The sequence below is a fragment of the Mesorhizobium sp. P2_B5 genome (assembly GCF_056404775.1).
Genome location: NZ_JBFUDJ010000002.1, coordinates 91,980 through 109,299, shown reverse-complemented (window position 1 = coordinate 109,299; position 17,320 = coordinate 91,980). Strand labels below are relative to the sequence as shown.

Here is a 17,320-nt window from a genome sequence, read left to right as displayed (position 1 = left end):
GGCAATGGGGCGGACGAGCCCATGATTTTCGTTTCTCCATGACCGAAAGTACAATGAGCACCGTGTGTTTTTTGCGCGTTGTGCGGTGTACGAATAGCGTCTGGCCGAGCGCCAAAGCCGCATCGGCAGCATGATTACCGAGGTTATACCCAGGGAGGATGCATGTCGGACGTTTCGTTTGTCGTGAACGGAAAACGGGTCAGCGGCGCTGCCGAGGACCGAACGCTTCTGGTTCATTTCCTGCGCGAAAATCTTGGTCTCACCGGAACGCATGTCGGCTGTGACACCTCGCAATGCGGCGCCTGCGTCGTGCATGTCGACGGCAAAGCGGTGAAGTCGTGTTCGATGCTGGCCGTGCAGGCCTCCGGGTCGACCGTGGTGACGATCGAGGGGCTGGCCAACGGCGCCGACCTGCATCCGGTGCAGGCCGCGTTCAAGGAACATCACGGCCTGCAATGCGGCTTCTGCACGCCAGGCATGATCATGACGGCGACCGACATGATCGCGCGCCATCCCGAAGGCCTCGACGAGGCGACGGTTCGCACCGAGCTCGAAGGCAACATCTGCCGCTGCACCGGCTACCACAACATCGTCAAGGCGATCCTCGCCGCATCGAAGACGATGGCGAAGGCGTCGAAGGGCAAGGCGAAACAAGCAGCTTAGGGAGTAGGCAGTAGGCAGTAGGGAGTAGGGCAAAACGGCCATACTGAACCGCGAGATCTCCCCCTACTGCTTAACTCCCTACTGCCTATTCCCTTAAATTCCGGAGGAATTTTCTTATGGGTATTGAAGGTATTGGCGCACGCGTGGCGCGCAAGGAAGACAAAAGGTTCATCACCGGCGCCGGCCGTTATGTCGACGACATGGTGGTGCCCGGCATGAAGCATGCCGCTTTCGTGCGCAGCCCGCACGCCCATGCGCAGATCAAGAAGATCGACGTCAAAAAGGCGCAGGCCATGCCCGGCGTCATCGGCGTCTTGACCGGCAAGGAACTCAAGGCCGACGGCATAGGCAACCTCATCTGCGGCTGGATGATCCATTCCAAGGATGGCTCGCCGATGAAGATGGGCGCCTGGTCGCCGCTCGCCGTCGACAAGGTGCGCTATGTCGGTGACGCCATCGTCATCGTGGTGGCCGAGACCAAGGGCCAGGCGCGCGACGCGGCCGAGGCGGTCGAGATCACCTACAAGGAATTGAAGGCGGTGGTCGATGCCACCAAGGCGCTGCAAAAAGGCGCGCCGCAGGTCCATGCCGAGGCCGAGGACAATCTTATCTTCGACTGGGAGATCGGCGACGCCAAGGCGACCGATGCGGCGATCAAGGCTGCCGCCCACGTCACCCGCATGAAGATCGTCAACAACCGGCTGGTTCCCAACGCCATGGAGCCGCGTGCGGCCCTTGGCCATTACGACAAGGCCGAGGACCATTACACCTGCTGGACGACCTCGCAGAACCCGCATGTCGCGCGGCTGGTGATGAGCGCCTTCTACAATGTCGCGCCGGAAAACAAATTGCGCGTCATTGCGCCCGATGTCGGCGGCGGCTTCGGCTCGAAGATCTATATCTATCCCGAAGAGATCGTCTGCCTGTGGGCGTCGAAGAAAACCGGCGTGCCGGTCAAATGGGTGGCCGACCGCACCGAAAGCTTCCTCACCGACGCGCATGGCCGCGACCATGTCTCGACGGTCGAAATGGCGTTCGACAAAAACAACCGGATCACCGGTTTCAAGGTCGACACCATCGCCAATCTCGGCGCCTACATGTCGCTGTTCTCGTCCTGCGTGCCGACCTATCTCTATGCCACGCTGCTGTCGGGCCAGTACAACATCCCGGCGATCCACGCCAATGTGCGCACCGTCTACACCAACACCGCACCCGTCGATGCCTATCGTGGGGCAGGGCGGCCGGAAGCCACCTATCTGCTGGAGCGCACCATGGAGACGGCGGCGCGCGAACTCGGCGTGTCGCCGGCCGAACTTCGGCGCACCAACTTCATCACCTCCTTCCCGCATCAGACGCCGGTGATCATGAATTACGACGCTGGCGACTATGGCGCTTCGCTCGATGCGGCGACAAAGGCGTCCGACTATGCCGGCTTTGCCAAGCGCAAGGCGGCCGCCGCCAAGCAAGGCAAGCTGCGCGGCATCGGCATGAGCTGCTACATCGAGGCCTGCGGCATCGCGCCGTCGGCGGCGGTCGGCTCGCTCGGCGCCGGCGTCGGCCTCTGGGAATCGGCCGAGGTGCGGGTCAATGCCGTCGGCACGATCGAAGTGCTGACCGGTTCGCACAGCCACGGCCAGGGCCATGAGACGACCTTCGCGCAGCTGGTCAACCAGCGCTTCGGCGTGCCGATCGACTCGGTCTCGATCGTCCATGGCGACACCGACAAGGTGCAGATGGGCATGGGCACCTACGGCTCGCGCTCGGGCGCCGTCGGCATGTCGGCCATATCAAAGGCGCTCGACAAGGTCGAAGCCAAGGCCAAAAAGATCGCAGCCCACCTGCTCGAGGCCGACGAGGGCGACATTGTCATCGAGAATGGCGAGGTCAAGGTTGCCGGCACCGACAAGAGCCTGCCCTGGTTCCAGGTGGCGCTCGCCGCCTACACCGCCCACAATCTGCCGGCAGGCATGGAGCCTGGCTTGAAGGAAACCGCCTTCTACGATCCTGCAAACTTCACCTTCCCGGCTGGCTGCTACATCTGCGAGGTCGAGATCGATCCGGAAACCGGCACGACCGAGATTATCCAGTTCGTCGCGGCGGACGATTTCGGCAACATCATCAACCCGATGATCGTCGAGGGCCAGGTGCATGGCGGCATTGCCCAGGGTATTGGCCAGGCGCTTCTGGAAGGCGCGCATTACGACGCCAGCGGTCAGCTGCTGACGGCAAGCTACATGGATTATACGATGCCCCGCGCGGGGGACCTGCCGTCGTTCAAGGTCTCGACCTCGAACACGCCGTGCCCGAGCAATCCGCTCGGCATCAAAGGCTGCGGCGAGGCCGGCGCCATCGGCTCGCCGCCGGCGGTCATCAACGCCATCACCGACGCCATCGGGATCACCGACATCGCCATGCCGGCATCGCCGTCCACGGTCTGGGCAGCCATCCGCGCGGCGACGAAGCACTGAGGAGGAACGAAAATGTATTCGGTCAATTACCACCGCGCCGCCTCGGTCGCCGACGCCGCCAAGCTGGTGAAGAGCGGCGACGCCAAGCTTCTGTCGGGCGGCATGACGCTAATCCCGGCGATGAAGACCAGGCTTGCAGCACCTTCCGACCTGGTCGACCTGTCGCGCATCAAGGAGCTGCAAGGCGTCAAGGTGTCGGGCAAGACCGTCACCATCGGCGCCGCTACCACTCACTACGATGTCGCCAATGACGAGAAGCTCAGGAAGGCCTGCCCGGCATTTGCGCATTTGGCGTCGCTGATCGGCGACCCTGCCGTGCGTTACAAAGGCACGATCGGCGGCTCGGTCGCCAACAACGATCCGGCCGCCGACTATCCGGCGGCACTGCTGGCGCTGGGCGCTACCATCGTCACCAACAAGCGCGAGATTGCGGCGGCCAAGTTCTTCACCGGCCTGTTCGAGACGGCGCTGAAGGACGGCGAGATCATCACCGCGGTGAGCTTCACGGCGCCGGCCAAGGCGGCTTACGAAAAATTCCGCAATCCGGCATCGCGCTATGCGATCGTCGGTGTGTTCGTGGCCAAGGGCAAGGACGGGGTCGGCGTCGCCGTCACCGGCGCCGGCGATGACGGCGTGTTCCGTTCGAAAGAGATCGAGGCGGCACTGGCGAAGAACTTTGCCGCATCGGCGCTCGACGGCGTCAAGGTTTCGGCGAAGAATTTGATGACCGACCTCCACGCCTCAGCCGACTACCGCGCCAGCCTGATCGCAGTGATGGCAAAACGCGCGGTGGCGGCCGCCAACGCCTGAATTTTTCTGACATAAGTGATGGAAAAGGGGCCTTCGTGGCCCCTTTTTATACGCTCAAGCTTACGCTCGCCTGGCTGCTCGTCGGCTTTCCGCTGCTGTGGGGGTTCTGGATGACCGTCAACAGCGCCACGGCGCTGTTTCATTAGCGCTCAGCGAGGCGGCATCAGGCTGCTTCGCCCTCCTTCTGGGCCGCAAGATAGCGGCGCAGGCCGGCTTCGCCGCGCGGTGTCGTCCAGCGATGGTTCCAGGCAAAGGCCGGCCTGAGCAACGGCGCCAGGAATTTGAGGATCGGCCTCTCGACCGTCACCTGCCAGACGAGATCGACGTGGGTGCCGGTTCCCGAAGGCGACAGTTCCGCCCGCCACAGGCCGTCGAAATCGCCGAATGTCTTGACCACCACCAGCCGGCCAGGCTCGAGCTCGGCCGCCTCGATGATGAAGTTCAATTCATAGGGCAGGGCGCCGCGCGCCCGGGCTTTGGCGCGCGAGCCGACGAGGCCCTTGCCCTTGCGGTCGAGCGGCACGACCTCCTTGTAGACGTCGCCCCACCACAGCGGCAGCAATTCGGCATCGGAGAGCACGTCCCAGACCTGTTGCGGCGTCGCCTCGGGAATGTCCCAGCTTTCGTCGAAGCGGAAGACGTTGCTCGGCATTGGTGTTTCGCCCCCGGCTGCTGGAAGCCGCTACATTAGCTCTGGCTTGTTTACAGCGCCAGAGCCGCTCGCCGACGCTGGACTCATGGCGATGAACAAGGCTTAATTGTCGCGGCGATGGGGGATGCCGATCATGAGATCACCCGGCAATGGATGATAGTGCCGATGTTCTCGATGCTGTCGTCGTCGGGGCTGGCTGGGCGGGCCTCGGTGTCAGCTATTGGCTGACACGAAGGGGCTTGCGCCATACCGTGCTGGAGCGGGGTCGCATAGGAGAGACCTGGCGCACGCAGCGGTGGGCTTCCTTTCATATGAATAGCCCTAACGTGCAGACCGTCATGCCGGGCGACCGCTACGAGGGTCCGGATCCGTATGGGGTCCTTACGCGCGACCAGTTCATCGCTCTCCTTGAGGATTTCGCCGGGAGAAATGAGCTGCCTATCCAAGCCGATACTGCGGTGAGCGAACTCACGCAGGACGATGGCGTCTATCAGCTGACCACCTCGAACGGAATGCTCCGGGCGCGCAACGTGGTTGTCGCAAGCGGCAACCTGAATTGCCCCGTGCGCCCAATCGCATCAGATGGGTTGCCACCTTACATCTACCAGATCGACGCCTCCGGCTACTGCAGCGCTGCCGATCTACCCGGTGGAGCGGTGTTGGTGGTCGGAAGCGGTCAATCAGGTGTTCAGATCGCGGAGGAACTGGCGCAAGCGGGGCGGACCGTCTTCCTCGCGACCAGTCGCGTCGGGCGACTCCCACGGCGCTATCGTGGACGCGACGTCATGATCTGGCTCGAGGAAAGCGGATTTCTCGACGTACGGCGAGAGGAGGTCATTCGGCTTGCGGGGCGCATACCCGCGCGTGGTGTGCTCGGGTCGGAGCACACGATAAGCCTTCAGTCGCTCAGCGCCCAAGGTGTTGTGCTTCTCGGGCGGTTGACCGGCGCTGCGAATGGCGACCGTCTTACGCTCGCCGACGATCTCGAAGCAAATGTCCGCTTTGGGGACCAGGCCTCTGACAATGTCAAACGTCATATCGATGATTACATAAGCCAGGCCCGGATCGACGCACCCGTATCGGACCCCGACCCCGCGGAGACGGTCGCATGGCGTCGACCGGATACCTTCATCGGTTCGCTCGATCTTTCCGGGTCCGGCATCACGAGCGTGGTGTGGTGCACAGGCTTCAAGGGTGATTTCAGCTATGTGAGACTTGCTGATGCGCTCGACGCCGCGGGACAGCCCGTTCACACGGATGGGGTGGGTGTCCTGCCGGGCCTCTACTTCGCCGGCCTGGATTTCGCCTCCACCCGCAAGTCCGGAATCATATTGGCCATTGCCGAGGAAGCACCACGCCTGGTCGAACACATCGCAAGGCATTCGTGACCGCCTATGGCACAGGCAAGAAGCACTTCGCCGTCAGGGCAGGAAATCAGGATCGGAGGTCGGCTGCCAACGCTTTGCGCGCCAGTGTCACGTTTCACTCCCGTTCCCGGGAAACCGCTCACGCTTTTCCTGAATTGCTCTGGATCTGCCTGAGGTAGTAGCGCACCGCCTTCTTGCCGCCATGGATCACCGCGTCGCCGACCTCGGCAAAGCCGAGCGCTGCGTGGAAGGCGTCCGAAGCCGGATTGGGCGGGTCGGCATTGACCTCGCAGGTGACGATGCTGTGGCCGGCGCGGGCGACCTCTGCGAACAGATCCTCATAGAGCCGGCGGGCATGGCCGCGGCCCCGGGCCTCGCCGGTCACGACGACGCGGTCGACATAGACGAAGCGTGGATAGCGCTCGCGGAACCAGAGGAAGTTCGGGCTATCGTAACGCGCATCCTGGTCAAAGGTCATGATGAAGGCTTCGAGCGCGCCGATGCGCCTGATGTAAAACGCTTCGCTAAGCAGGAAAGACAGCCGTTCGGGTTCGAGCCATGACAGTTCGGCCGCATGCTCGTTGTTGAGCGCGAGGATCGCCGCTTCGTCCTGGGGCGAGACGCGGCTGATCGGCGCGGCCGTCATGTCCTGGCCGCCGCAATCGTCGCCGCCACCAGCGCCGCGTCGGTCACCGTGGTGCGGTACTCGCGGTCGAGATCGGTGCCGCCCATGCCGACTTGCGGGTTGCGGTAGGCCATTGTGCTCGGCACGTCCTTGAGCGCGGCGAAATGCATTTCCATCAGCCCGGTTTTCTTGAGCACCTCGGCGATGTTTTCAGGGGCAAGCGCGCCGCAGCCGAGAATGATGATGCGGCTGCCGGCCTGGCGGACGAGCTCCGCCAACAGGCCGGCGCCTTCCACCGCGGTGTCCCTCTGGCCGCTGGTCAGCACGCGGCCGACCTTGCAGCGGATCAGCGCTTCCAGCGCCTCGGGGGGGTCGCGAGTCATATCGAAGGCGCGGTGGCAGGTGACGGCGAGCGGACCGGCCGCCTCGACCAGTGCGCCCATGCGCGCCTCGTCGATGGTGCCATCCGCATTGAGGCAACCGACGACGACACCGGCGACGCCGAGATCGCGGAGCGATGCGACATCGTCAAGCATCGAGCTGTATTCGGCCTCGCTGTAGAGGAAATCGCCGCCGCGCGGCCGCACGATGACATGGAAGGGAATGGTCGCACTCTCGAGTGCAGCGCGCACCGTGCCTAAGCTGGGCGTGATGCCGCCTTCGACCAGGCTGGCGCAGAGCTCGACCCGGTCGGCGCCGGCGGCCTGCGCCGCCAGCAATCCGTCGATGCCTTCGACGCAGATTTCGATCAGGGGGCGAGCATTTCCGGCCAAGGGGCGATCCTTCGTGATTGCAGACGGCCAGCCCTAGCATCGGCTCGGTTGCCGGGAAAGCGGAACAGCCAATCGCTGCTTGGGCCAGCCGGCAACCCGGCCGCTGTTATTGGCGCAGCACCGTGTTCTTGGCGCCTTGCTCGACCTGGTCGATGACCAGGAGCTTGACCGGGTCGTCGCCGATATTGGTCGCCTGGTGCCACTGGCCGATCATCTCGACGATGAAATCGCCAGTCTTGTAGGTGTTGCTGTTGCCGGTCTCGACGTTCGTCACCTTGAGCGTTCCAGCCTCGACATAGGCGTAGCGGGCAAACGGGTGCTTGTGCACCGGCAGCGTGGCGCCCACCACAATATCGTAGGTCGAGACCAGCACCTGGACATTTTTCTGCGGCAGCACGATCGGCTGGCCGGAAGCCGTCTGGGTGCGATCGGCAAGCGGCGTCACGACGACGGGTGGGCTGGAACTGTCCAGTGCCGCAGCAGGATTTGCAGATAGCGCGGCCGCGAACAGCAGCGTCGATGCCAGAATCTTTCGCATGGTTCCTCCAGGTTTTGCCGCCACGGTCCCGCGGTAAGGATGAACGCGAGCTGGCGAGCCTTGGCTATCTGTACGCCTTGAAGGCAATCAGACCAGAGAAGACGATTATCGCAGGATCAGCATCCACGCACCGACGTTACGCGAAAGGCGCCTCCGGCGACCGCGCACGGCCTGGTCCCTCCAGCGTTTGGCCTGATCAGCCCCTATATTCAGTTTGTCCATTTTGCCTTCTCCCGCGATTTCTTCCGCGCCGATGGCATGTCGCGCATCTCAAAGGATCGTTTCCATAGGCCGATCCCAGATCGAACTGAATTCGATGTGAATCCCTGCTAGGCGTGGGCAAGGCTTCATCAAAATGAACGGCGACATGGTTCACGAATGTATGGAATCGATGGATGGAACAGCATCGGGAGTTCGAGGTTGCAGGAATGTGTTGGCTGGGAGATCGCCCAGGTGCGCGGTCCGCGAAAGCGGTCATTGAGGTCGAATGCGCTGAACGTGTAGCCAAGACGGCCAGATTGAAATCGCTTCGCATGGCGCAAATTTTGCTGGAGGCGGATCCGTGCGTTTCATTCAACGAGGAACTCGACTGCTCGGTGCTTGTCGCCGTACTGGCGCGGGAAACTAAACGTCCACGTCCCGAATCCAGCGTGGGCCATCACCGGCTGCTGGATCCCAGCACGACTATTTCCCTCTTTTCCATCAAAGTCTAACGACTGGCAAAACGCACCGGAAAGTACCTGTCGTAACCGTTGATTCAACCATTGCTGGTACTAATGGGTTGTGTGGGAGCGGCTCCGACAGTGCGGCGGGGGTTGGGTTGCCGGAGCCGCCTGCGCAGCCGGTTGGGATTTGACCGCGCCGTCCTATTCTGGGACAGCGCGGTCAATGATTCGTTAAAATTCTCCGGATCTAATTAAGTGCATACTAATTGATTTCGGTTGGCGGCAGGGCACTGCGCAATCCGATTACGCGACGCTAGGCGTGACATCCTGGGGGCAATGATTCGGCCGGCGGCAGTTCAGCCAAGCGCTTCTTGGCAACGCAATGCCATCTTTAAGTTGGTCGGTGATGTAAAGGGGCCGGCGCCGCAATGGAGGTTGCCTGATCAGCGCCGGCCAAGCGGGTATCAGCTCCGCCGCAGCTGCAGCGGTAGCTGATTCTTGACGTAACGTCATGCCGTCCTGTGATGGGCACAATCGCTGGCATTGAAGCCAATCTGGTGAAGCCTTCCCGCCCGACATGACAATTTGGCGGTTCGATGTCCGACATCGTCGACAAGTGAGGGCCGTCAAAGTGAATTGGTTAACAGATTGGCAGAACGGCCTCTGATTTGATCGGGGGAAGACTTGGCACCTTTTGTGCAAGTCTGGAATTGCCGGCTAATCCCGGCCCTGATTTGTGTGACAAATCGGGATGGGCTCGTCGGGAGTTGGGGTTGGGGCCAACATCCGGCGAGTTCCGGTTCACAATGGGAGATAGCTGCCAAAGGCGAGACCTGACCTTCGAGGATCATTGTCCCGGCTCAGCTAAGCGCATGGGCTCGGCGACTTTGGTTGCAAGCACAAGATGCACGAAATCAAACCGGCGCCTAGGCAGTCGGGTTTGGGGCTTTACCTGCCTAAGCGCCGGCCGGGCGGAGTTGACCCCACCGCTGTAGGACCTAGCCGACTTTCGCCGTACCTTCGTCATGCGTTTGAGCAGGAGAGATCAAAACTGGGCCGCCAACCGACGGCGGCAAGCGATTCCGCCAAGCAATCAGGTCTGCCGTGCCTATAGTGCCCGTCGCCAAAATTACAGGTTGGCCCGAGAGGCAGAGAAGCAGCGCGAGACCTATTTCGGGAGCGAGTTCAGAAACGCTGCCTGCAGGTCACAGCGAGCCGCCTGGGGACGCATGGGCCGCACACGGTGCCTGACTGAACAGCGGGCAAGGGTGAACGCTCGCTGGCGGGCGCGCGCCTAGCTGCCTGCTAGATCAACAACCAATCCGAAATGTGAGTTGGCAGGCTCGCGTGCTCGATGCCAGCAAGGCCGGCATCAGGTAGGTCAACGGTTGCATGGGGAGCAAAATGCTCGCCCGGGCCTTTGGGATGATCGGGAGCGGCCAGGAACAGGGTATTGATATCGAACGAGGCAGGTGGGGCATGGTCCTGAGCTTGGATCGGCAGGTGATCGAGCGCAGGAAAGATTGCTGGCTTGCCGGACATAGTTATCTCCATCGGGCGTCCCCACGCTCGAGGAAAAATACGAAGATATTAGCAGTCGCGCAATTAAGACCGAAGGTCCTGGTACACTGGGCCTAAAGGCGGTCTAGCGATCGCGCGCAGTTCCGGATGGAACCTAATTGGCGTGTCAGGGACTCAACCCCGCCGCGCTATGGTATCTCTGGATGTGCTTGCCTTGTCGTAACCGTTGATTCAACCATTGCTGGTAATAAGACGGGTGTGGGAGCGGCTCCGACACACTGGGCTGGGTAGGCGCGTTTGCCGGAGCCGCCTGCGCAGTCGGTTGGGATTTGACCGCGCCGTCCTATTTTGGGACAGCGAGGTCAATGATTCGTTAAAATTTTCCGGAACTAATAAAGCGCGTGCTAATTGAATCGCCGGTTGACGGCTGGTGCATGCGTTTGAAGTTTGTCGAGCGTTGATGCCGACCTTGTGGAGAAGCCTCCCGAGGGCGATGCCTGGATTCACGAAGTCAAATTCGATGGGTCGCAGATAGTGATCGACGAAGAGGGCACGCGCCTCTTCACCCGCCGCGGCCTGGACTGGACCTCTAATATCGCGACCTCGCCGCAGCAAGTGCCGAGGGTCAGCGCCGAGAGCGCAATCATCGGCGGCGAGATCATCGTTCTCAACGACAAGGGCCTGTCCGACTTCGCGGCTTTACGCAAAGCGATCACCCGCCGGCAGCACGACTTGTATTTCGTGGCATTCGACCTGCTGCACCTAAAGGCCATGATCTCCGCGAGATGGGCCTGGAGGAGCGGCCGGCGACGTAGTGGGTCAAGCCGGGCCTAGTCGGCCGTGTGAAGCATCTTCGCGGCGAGGAGGACTTGCGGCACGCCTCGTTACAGGATTTCCGCGAGGAGACATGATGCTGTTTCGTTGCGGAGATAGAACGCTTGGACCGACGATTAACATCCCTTATCGCCGGTTTTGTCCCGCCGCCCTTCGTTCGTTCGAAAAGGCGACGGGACACCTTTCGACCCCTAGCTTGGCGGCTGCGCCGGCCCTGTCCCCGTTCCACTGGAGGAACTGCACTTCCTTCCCAGTGATAGCCCGCACGGCGTTCAAGAGCACCTCATGCAGGAGACGGGTAGCTCGGTAGTGGCGATAGGGGGTTGGGTGGGCAGGCGCCGGCCAAAGGCGGGTAAGGTCCGCCGCTTGAGAAGCGTAACTGAGTCGCCTGCGTGCCCTTAATGGTGTGATCGCCTAAGTCAGCCGGTGGCCGGCAGCATCAGCACCGCAACCGCCCGGACGGCCATCAGAGGCAGGCGGGCCATGCCCACCATGTCGTGCTGACGGTAGCGCCACACTGCGCTGCCGTGCATTCTACAACGCAAGCATAGGCCGGTGCCGGAGTTTTAGGACGATGGATCAGGAAAAAGTTCTAGCCGCAGTCCTCTTAGCCGATGTGGTGGGCAGCACGCCGCTCTATGAGCGCATCGGCGACGATGCCGCTCTGCAGCAGGTCTCGGATTGCCTAGACGCGATACGCGAGATCGCCTCCCGGAACGGCGGTGATTTCATTCACTCGAAGGGCGATGACGTGCTTAGCCTGTTCGAGAGGCCAGAGGGGGCGCTGAGGGCCGTCCGTCAAATTGTCAGCCAGCTGACGAGAGGGTCGCTGACCACCCGGATCGGATTGCACTTCGGGGCGGTTATTCGCACGCGGGGCGAAGTATTCGGCGACGTTGTCAATGTCACCGCAAGGTTGTCCACCACGGCCAACCCGGGGGAGGTGCTGATCAGCCAGAGCTTCTTCGAAGCCCTTTCCTCAGAGGGCCGCAGTTCCTTGCGGCTCATCGACAAAATGCCCTTCAAGGGGAAGGAAGAGCCGTTCGACGTCTATACCCTGGGTGGCGATGATGGGGCGCTCACTACGCAGATCGCCAGCCGGGGCACCATTATCGATAGGCGGTTCGCCCCGCCAAGGCACATCAATCTGGTCATCCGCTATGGAGATCAGTTGCGATCTTGCCGCAACAACGAATTCGTGACCATCGGCCGATCTCCTGAATGCAATATCGTCGTCCCGCGGCCGTGGGTCTCAAGGCACCACGCGACCTTCACCATTTCGAACGGCAGGGCGGGGCTTGTTGAGCGAAGCTCGTCGGGCACATTTGTGTCGACTGGGCCCGACCATGAAGTGTTCGTTCGCCGTGAAGCAGTTCTCCTGTTCGGCTCCGGCGTCATCTCGCCTGGGCGGAGGTCGTCCCTCAGCGACGCTCAGATCCTTAGCTACGAAATTATCTCAGGCTGACCCGGCTGGAGAGCATCAGGGCGGCGAGGGCGAGGCGAATCGCCAATGCTGCAGCAAAGGCGCGCCAATTCCGTCTCGGCCGTGTCCGTTGCAGGCCGATCAAATCGTCAAAAACGTGTTCCATGGCCATTTTCTCTCCTTCGAGCGATCTCATGTAGATCGGCGCCTAGCGAAGTCGAGTTGTGTAGATATGCTGTAGACCAGCCAATTTTCGGCTGTTCCTGCGACTCTGAAACCTATGGAAATGTTGGCTCCCCGGGCCGGATTCGAACCAGCGACCAACCGGTTAACAGCCGGTTGCTCTACCACTGAGCTACCGGGGAACAGAGGCTCTCATGTGAGTGGCGCAGCCTATAGCAAACCCGTTTCGGCTTTGCAAAGAAGCATTTCGCATTTTTTTAGCGCTTTTTCATGCAATGGTTTCTGGCAATCGCCCGATGACACCACATATGAGCGGTCTTGGACGCCGTCCGACCCTGGTCGGCGGAACCGAAAGGGCGATTGCAGCCTTTACCATCTATGGCTTTAACTGGTGGCAACCGGATCGACGTTCGACATGACTGCAGCAGGCGAAAACCAGGCATCGGCGCGGAAAATTTCGGTGTTCGGCCGCGAGTTCGCCATGCCGCGCTCACGCGGCCTCAGGATCGCCATCGGCGTCGTGCTGGTGTTTTTCGGCATTCTCGGCTTCCTGCCGATTCTCGGTTTCTGGATGATTCCGCTCGGCCTTTTGGTGCTTTCCTACGAATTTGCCGCGGTGCGCCGCCAGCGGCGGCGGTTCGTCGTCTGGTGGGAACGACGCCGGCGGCCGGGTTGAATGCGATGGGCGCACGGTCCCGGCTCAGCCGTCGCTGCGCTTTTCCAGCCCCTCGCAGATTTCCTTGAGGACGGCCGCCGCTGAAGCCAGCCGCGCGCGATCGTGCGGCGAGAGCCGGCTTGCGCCCTCGATGGCGAGGCGGTCGATCGCGTAGCGCACAAGCTGTTCGCAGCGCAGCAGCGACAATTTGCCCGATGTGCTGGATTCCCGGTCTGCTGCGGGCTGACGCATGGATTACCTCCATCTTCCGCTACGTAGAGCCATGGGTTCGAGTTTCGTCTGCTACTCGGTCATGCTTAATGACCGGCTAATATGCTGGCGTGCCAAGCGATTAAACCGCTCGGGAACCACGTCGCGGAGGCTGACGCGGAAAGCGCGCCGGAATGCTGCGCGGACGCTTGACGACCTTTCGCCGTCACCATATTGAGTTCGCTCGCCGGGAGCGACGAGGCCTCGTGGCGGAGTGGTTACGCAGAGGACTGCAAATCCTTGCACCCCGGTTCGATTCCGGGCGAGGCCTCCAGTTGCTTCAGCTCCCGCGCGGCGGGGGCTTGAGTTCCGGTCGAATGCGCCGCAGTGTTGGCGCGGCAAGCGCATTTCGGCGCATTGGTTTTTGACGGATTGGTTGGGACATGAGCGCTGATTTCTCCGAACTTCGCGTCAAGATGGTTGACGGCCAGGTCCGCACCACCGATGTGACCGACGCAGCATTGCTCGATGCCATGCTTGCCGTGCCGCGCGAGGCCTTTGTAGGGGCCGGCCAACAGGCTCTTGCCTATATTGACGAGGATATCCGCATCGCCGACGGCGCCGACGGCAGCGGAGCGCGCTACCTCATGGAGCCGTCGCCGCTGGCCAAGCTTTTGCAACTGGCCGAGATCGACGCCGGCGATTCGGTACTCGATGTCGGCTGCGGCACCGGCTATTGCGCAGCACTCCTGTCCAGGCTGGCAAAATCCGTCATTGCGCTGGAAAGCGATGCCGGACTGGCAGAGACGGCCAAGGCCGCACTCTCGGCGCAGGGCTGCGACAATGTCACCGTGGTCACCGGGTCGCTGCCGCAAGGCCATGCCGCCAAGGCGCCCTACAATGTGATTCTGATCGGCGGCAGCGTCGAGGAAGTGCCGGCGGCGCTGCTCGGCCAACTCGCCGAAGGTGGCCGTCTGGTCGCCGTTGAAGGGCAGGGCAATGCGGGTGTGGCCCGTTTGTTTTTCAAAGCAGGGGGGGTTGTAACCGGAAGACGGGCATTTAATGCGGCAATTAAGCCACTACCGGGGTTTGAACGTATTCATGCGTTCGAATTCTAAGTGATTTTGCCTTGCAGCAAAGGCGCTGTCATGTTGGCTTGCGATTGGACAATCGTTGCTGATTTGGTTAACCGGTGTTTCGGGAGGCCGTCAGCGGGGGAACGATAAATCGACGCGGCGCTGGCTGATCCCTCGGGATGGGCTGGCGTGGCGTGGTTCCCGTGCAAAACGAATGAGGGATTTAAAGTGCCGTCCTTAGCCAAAAGCTTGTTTGCTACCGTCCTTATTTCCGCGACAGCGCTTTCGCCGATAGCCGCCTCGGCGGAAACCATTCTCGGCGCGCTTTCCAAGGCCTACCAGAACAATTCGTCGCTGAATTCGGCCCGTGCGGGCGTGCGCGTCACCGATGAGGGCGTGGCGATCGCCAAGTCAGGATACAGGCCGGTCATTACCGGGAGTGCGGACGTCGGCTACGCCAGCCGGCACCTCAACGGTTCAAACGCCGGCACTCGTCTGACAACCGGGAGCTTCGGCGTCGCCATCAATCAGATGCTGTTTGACGGGTTTCAGACCAAGAACAACGTCGCGGCAGCCGAGGCGCAGGTCAAGGCGTCGGTCGAGAGCCTGCGCAACACCGAAGAGAATACGCTGTTCAACGCGGCAAGCGCCTACATGGATGTCATCCATGACCGTCAGGTGGCGGTGCTGACCGAACAGAATTTGCAATTCCTGACCGAGCAGGCGCGCGCGGCGCGCTCGCGCTTTGAGGTCGGCGAAGGCACGCGCACCGACGTGGCGCAGGCCGACGCCTCGCGCTCGGAGGCGGTGGCGCAGTTGAGTGCGGCCCGCGCGCAGGCGCTGGCCAGTGCCGCAACCTATCGCCAGATCGTCGGTGACGAGCCGGGCAAGCTCAAGGCGGCGTCGCCATTGGCGAAGCTTTTGCCGAGGAGCCTCGATGCGGCGATCGACATCGCGGCGACCGAACATCCGGCCATTCTTTCTACCGAGCATCTGGTCGACGCGGCCGCATTTCAAGTGAAGTCGCAGGAAGGTGCGCTACTGCCGCAGCTTTCCGCTTCCGCCGGCGTTTCGGACGACTACTCCAAAAACTCGCCGGAAACCTTGACGTCGCAGAATGGCACCACCCGTTCCGCTAATATCGGTGCGACACTGACCATTCCGATCTATTCGGGTGGCCGCACCTCGGCCCTGGTCCGCCAGTCGAAGGAATCGCTTAGCCAGGCTCGCATCGAGGTCGATGTCAGCCGCGACCAGGTGCGTCAGGCGGTGACATCGGCATGGACGCAATACACCTCTGCACAGGAGAGCGTCGCGGCCAACCGGCAGGTGATCGCCGCCGCGCAGTTGGCTTTGAACGGCGTTATCGAAGAGCGCAATGTCGGCCAGCGCACGACGCTCGATGTGCTGAACGCCCAGAACGATGTCATCAGCGCCAAGATCAACCTTGCCACCTCCGAGCGCGATGTGGTGGTGGCGAGCTATGCCATCCTCTCGGCCATGGGCCGCCTGTCGGTCGAGCGCCTGGCGTTGAATGTGGTGAAGTACAAGCCTGAAGAGCACTACAGAGCCGTCAAGGACAAGTGGATCGGTCTGCGCACACCGGACGGCCGCTGATCGCGCCCAGGCGGTTTCAAGTCCCGCCAGGATTGGAGTGTTGGAGCGCCGCGCATCCCAGGGATGCGCGGCGCTATCCTTTTGTACCGACAGGATCTTTTCCGAAGAAGGTTTTCGGCTCGCAGCCATGTCTAAATTGTTGAAATCCCGCATCTCCCGAGATTGGGGATTCTCCGATGGCGATCCGTCGGCTACGCTGTCGCCATGATTCGTGTCCGGCTTTGACGGACAGAGAATCTTAGAACGGGTCACAAGGGCGGCGGATGTGACGATGGCGACGGCAAGCAGCGCGCAGCGCGAACCTTCCATGGAAGAAATACTGGCTTCCATCAGAAGGATCATCGAAGACAGCGACACCGGCCGCAAGCAGCCGGGTGACGCCGATGAGTTGCGTCAGGACCTTGTACCTGTCGCCGGGCCGGCCTCGGATGTCGAGGCCTTCCGCAGTGAGCTGCACAGCGCGGCCGAAAGCAAGAAGCCGGTGACGCTGGCCGAGGTGCAGGCGCAACTGGCCGAACCTGTCGCGGCACGGCTGGAGCCGCGCTCCGAGCCGGCTTCGGTGAAGCCGGCCACGCCGGCAAATCCTGCTGCTACAACCGTCGCGCCCCCCGCGCATGCGCCGATGACCCTGGCGGAAGTGAGCGCCAGAATAGCCAGCGAGTCTGCCCCGGCAGCCAGGGCGGAAGCGCCAGCCCGGCCAAAGGCGGAGACCACCGATTCCATCGTCACCGATTGGCGGCGCGAAATTGCAGCCGTGGGCAGTCAGACAAAGCCCGCCGATGTGGCCAAGCCGCTAGAAGTCAGGCCGCCAGAGATCAGGCAGCAAGAGATCAGGCAGCAAGAGACCGAGAAGCGGCAGGCTGCTGCCGCGGAGATCGATGCTTTCGAGGACGATCTCGCAGCCGAGCCGGCTTTCGAGTCAGGCCTGTCGCGAAGCGAGCAGGCGCGCCAGGCCGATGCAACACCGGTTCGCCCGGCGATCGTTTCGGAACACACCGGACGGCAGGTCGCAGCGGCCTTCGGCGAGCTCTCCGACGCCTTTGCCAGCCGCAGCAAGAAGACCTTCGACGAGATGGCCGTGGAGATGCTTCGGCCGATGCTGCAGGACTGGCTGGACAACAATCTGCCGACGCTGGTCGAGCGCCTGGTGCGCGAGGAAATCGAGCGCGTCGCGCGCGGTGCGCAGTAATTCCGCCGATCCCGAAGAGGAAAAGCGTGGCCTTGAGCTTTTCTAAGCTGC

19 protein-coding genes and 2 tRNA genes are annotated in these 17,320 nt (G+C 62.0%); 13 read left to right on the top strand and 8 right to left on the bottom strand.

Annotated elements, in window-relative coordinates; all coding sequences use genetic code 11:
- Nucleotides 1-162 precede the first annotated feature (162 nt).
- The 4 genes from AC1D1N_RS07065 to AC1D1N_RS07050 all read left to right on the top strand — a co-directional run bounded on the left by AC1D1N_RS07065 (nt 163) and on the right by AC1D1N_RS07050 (nt 4,087).
- Entirely contained in the window at nt 163-663 is a 501-nt protein-coding gene (locus tag AC1D1N_RS07065; RefSeq protein WP_436260389.1) for a (2Fe-2S)-binding protein, read from the top strand.
- A gap of 116 nt (nt 664-779) precedes the next feature.
- A complete protein-coding gene (locus AC1D1N_RS07060) occupies nt 780-3,131 on the top strand; it encodes a xanthine dehydrogenase family protein molybdopterin-binding subunit (RefSeq protein WP_112565390.1) in 2,352 nt (783 codons plus the stop codon).
- 12 nt (nt 3,132-3,143) lie between these two features.
- A complete protein-coding gene (locus AC1D1N_RS07055; protein WP_112565392.1) occupies nt 3,144-3,941 on the top strand; it encodes an FAD binding domain-containing protein in 798 nt (265 codons plus the stop codon).
- A gap of 35 nt (nt 3,942-3,976) precedes the next feature.
- Nucleotides 3,977-4,087: an MFS transporter small subunit gene (locus AC1D1N_RS07050; RefSeq protein WP_112565394.1), complete on the top strand. Its 111-nt coding sequence runs from the start codon at nt 3,977-3,979 to the stop codon at nt 4,085-4,087.
- A gap of 17 nt (nt 4,088-4,104) precedes the next feature.
- Here AC1D1N_RS07050 and AC1D1N_RS07045 read toward each other — a convergent pair whose 3' ends face one another.
- Nucleotides 4,105-4,593 (bottom strand): SRPBCC family protein, encoded by a 489-nt coding sequence (locus tag AC1D1N_RS07045; protein ID WP_112565396.1) that lies wholly within the window; start codon nt 4,591-4,593, stop codon nt 4,105-4,107.
- 149 nt (nt 4,594-4,742) lie between these two features.
- Here AC1D1N_RS07045 and AC1D1N_RS07040 point away from each other — a divergent pair, with 149 nt between their 5' ends.
- Nucleotides 4,743-5,981 (top strand): flavin-containing monooxygenase, encoded by a 1,239-nt coding sequence (locus AC1D1N_RS07040; protein WP_112565398.1) that lies wholly within the window; start codon nt 4,743-4,745, stop codon nt 5,979-5,981.
- Between the two features lie 118 nt (nt 5,982-6,099).
- Here the strand turns inward: AC1D1N_RS07040 and AC1D1N_RS07035 are convergent, their stop codons facing one another.
- The 3 genes from AC1D1N_RS07035 to AC1D1N_RS07025 all read right to left on the bottom strand — a co-directional run bounded on the left by AC1D1N_RS07035 (nt 6,100) and on the right by AC1D1N_RS07025 (nt 7,896).
- Nucleotides 6,100-6,606 (bottom strand): GNAT family N-acetyltransferase, encoded by a 507-nt coding sequence (locus AC1D1N_RS07035; protein ID WP_477347482.1) that lies wholly within the window; start codon nt 6,604-6,606, stop codon nt 6,100-6,102.
- Complete coding sequence (locus AC1D1N_RS07030; RefSeq protein WP_477347480.1) at nt 6,603-7,358, bottom strand: copper homeostasis protein CutC; 756 nt, start codon at nt 7,356-7,358, stop codon at nt 6,603-6,605. The genes AC1D1N_RS07035 and AC1D1N_RS07030 overlap by 4 nt, the downstream gene beginning before the upstream one ends.
- A 106-nt stretch (nt 7,359-7,464) precedes the next feature.
- Nucleotides 7,465-7,896, bottom strand: coding sequence for a cupin domain-containing protein (locus tag AC1D1N_RS07025; protein ID WP_477347478.1), 432 nt, complete (start codon nt 7,894-7,896; stop codon nt 7,465-7,467).
- A gap of 395 nt (nt 7,897-8,291) precedes the next feature.
- Between AC1D1N_RS07025 and AC1D1N_RS07020 the strand changes: the two genes are divergently transcribed.
- On the top strand, nt 8,292-8,609 hold the full coding sequence (locus AC1D1N_RS07020) for a hypothetical protein (protein WP_477347476.1): 318 nt from the start codon (nt 8,292-8,294) through the stop codon (nt 8,607-8,609).
- Between the two features lie 1,257 nt (nt 8,610-9,866).
- Here AC1D1N_RS07020 and AC1D1N_RS07015 read toward each other — a convergent pair.
- A complete protein-coding gene (locus AC1D1N_RS07015) occupies nt 9,867-10,103 on the bottom strand; it encodes a hypothetical protein (RefSeq protein WP_162712363.1) in 237 nt (78 codons plus the stop codon).
- Nucleotides 10,104-10,529: 426 nt separating this feature from the next.
- Between AC1D1N_RS07015 and AC1D1N_RS07010 the strand changes: the two genes are divergently transcribed.
- Nucleotides 10,530-10,916, top strand: coding sequence for an ATP-dependent DNA ligase (locus AC1D1N_RS07010; RefSeq protein ID WP_477347474.1), 387 nt, complete (start codon nt 10,530-10,532; stop codon nt 10,914-10,916).
- Between the two features lie 574 nt (nt 10,917-11,490).
- Nucleotides 11,491-12,381, top strand: coding sequence for an adenylate/guanylate cyclase domain-containing protein (locus AC1D1N_RS07005; RefSeq protein WP_477347472.1), 891 nt, complete (start codon nt 11,491-11,493; stop codon nt 12,379-12,381).
- Here AC1D1N_RS07005 and AC1D1N_RS07000 read toward each other — a convergent pair.
- Nucleotides 12,368-12,511: a hypothetical protein gene (locus AC1D1N_RS07000; RefSeq protein WP_477347470.1), complete on the bottom strand. Its 144-nt coding sequence runs from the start codon at nt 12,509-12,511 to the stop codon at nt 12,368-12,370. The two genes, AC1D1N_RS07005 and AC1D1N_RS07000, sit on opposite strands and share 14 nt — an antisense overlap.
- A 118-nt stretch (nt 12,512-12,629) precedes the next feature.
- Nucleotides 12,630-12,704, bottom strand: a tRNA-Asn gene (locus AC1D1N_RS06995).
- Nucleotides 12,705-12,937: 233 nt separating this feature from the next.
- Here AC1D1N_RS06995 and AC1D1N_RS06990 point away from each other — a divergent pair.
- On the top strand, nt 12,938-13,198 hold the full coding sequence (locus AC1D1N_RS06990; RefSeq protein ID WP_436260370.1) for a hypothetical protein: 261 nt from the start codon (nt 12,938-12,940) through the stop codon (nt 13,196-13,198).
- A gap of 24 nt (nt 13,199-13,222) precedes the next feature.
- Here AC1D1N_RS06990 and AC1D1N_RS06985 read toward each other — a convergent pair whose 3' ends face one another.
- Nucleotides 13,223-13,429, bottom strand: a complete 207-nt coding sequence (locus AC1D1N_RS06985) for a hypothetical protein (RefSeq protein ID WP_477347468.1) — start codon at nt 13,427-13,429, stop codon at nt 13,223-13,225.
- A gap of 218 nt (nt 13,430-13,647) precedes the next feature.
- Between AC1D1N_RS06985 and AC1D1N_RS06980 the strand changes: the two genes are divergently transcribed.
- The 4 genes from AC1D1N_RS06980 to AC1D1N_RS06965 all read left to right on the top strand — a co-directional run bounded on the left by AC1D1N_RS06980 (nt 13,648) and on the right by AC1D1N_RS06965 (nt 17,269).
- A tRNA-Cys gene (locus tag AC1D1N_RS06980) sits at nt 13,648-13,721 on the top strand.
- Between the two features lie 109 nt (nt 13,722-13,830).
- Complete coding sequence (locus AC1D1N_RS06975; RefSeq protein ID WP_112564817.1) at nt 13,831-14,505, top strand: protein-L-isoaspartate O-methyltransferase family protein; 675 nt, start codon at nt 13,831-13,833, stop codon at nt 14,503-14,505.
- A 186-nt stretch (nt 14,506-14,691) separates the two neighbouring features.
- Complete coding sequence (locus tag AC1D1N_RS06970) at nt 14,692-16,080, top strand: TolC family outer membrane protein (protein WP_112564815.1); 1,389 nt, start codon at nt 14,692-14,694, stop codon at nt 16,078-16,080.
- Nucleotides 16,081-16,351: 271 nt separating this feature from the next.
- Entirely contained in the window at nt 16,352-17,269 is a 918-nt protein-coding gene (locus tag AC1D1N_RS06965; protein ID WP_477347465.1) for a DUF2497 domain-containing protein, read from the top strand.
- Nucleotides 17,270-17,320: the final 51 nt, after the last annotated feature.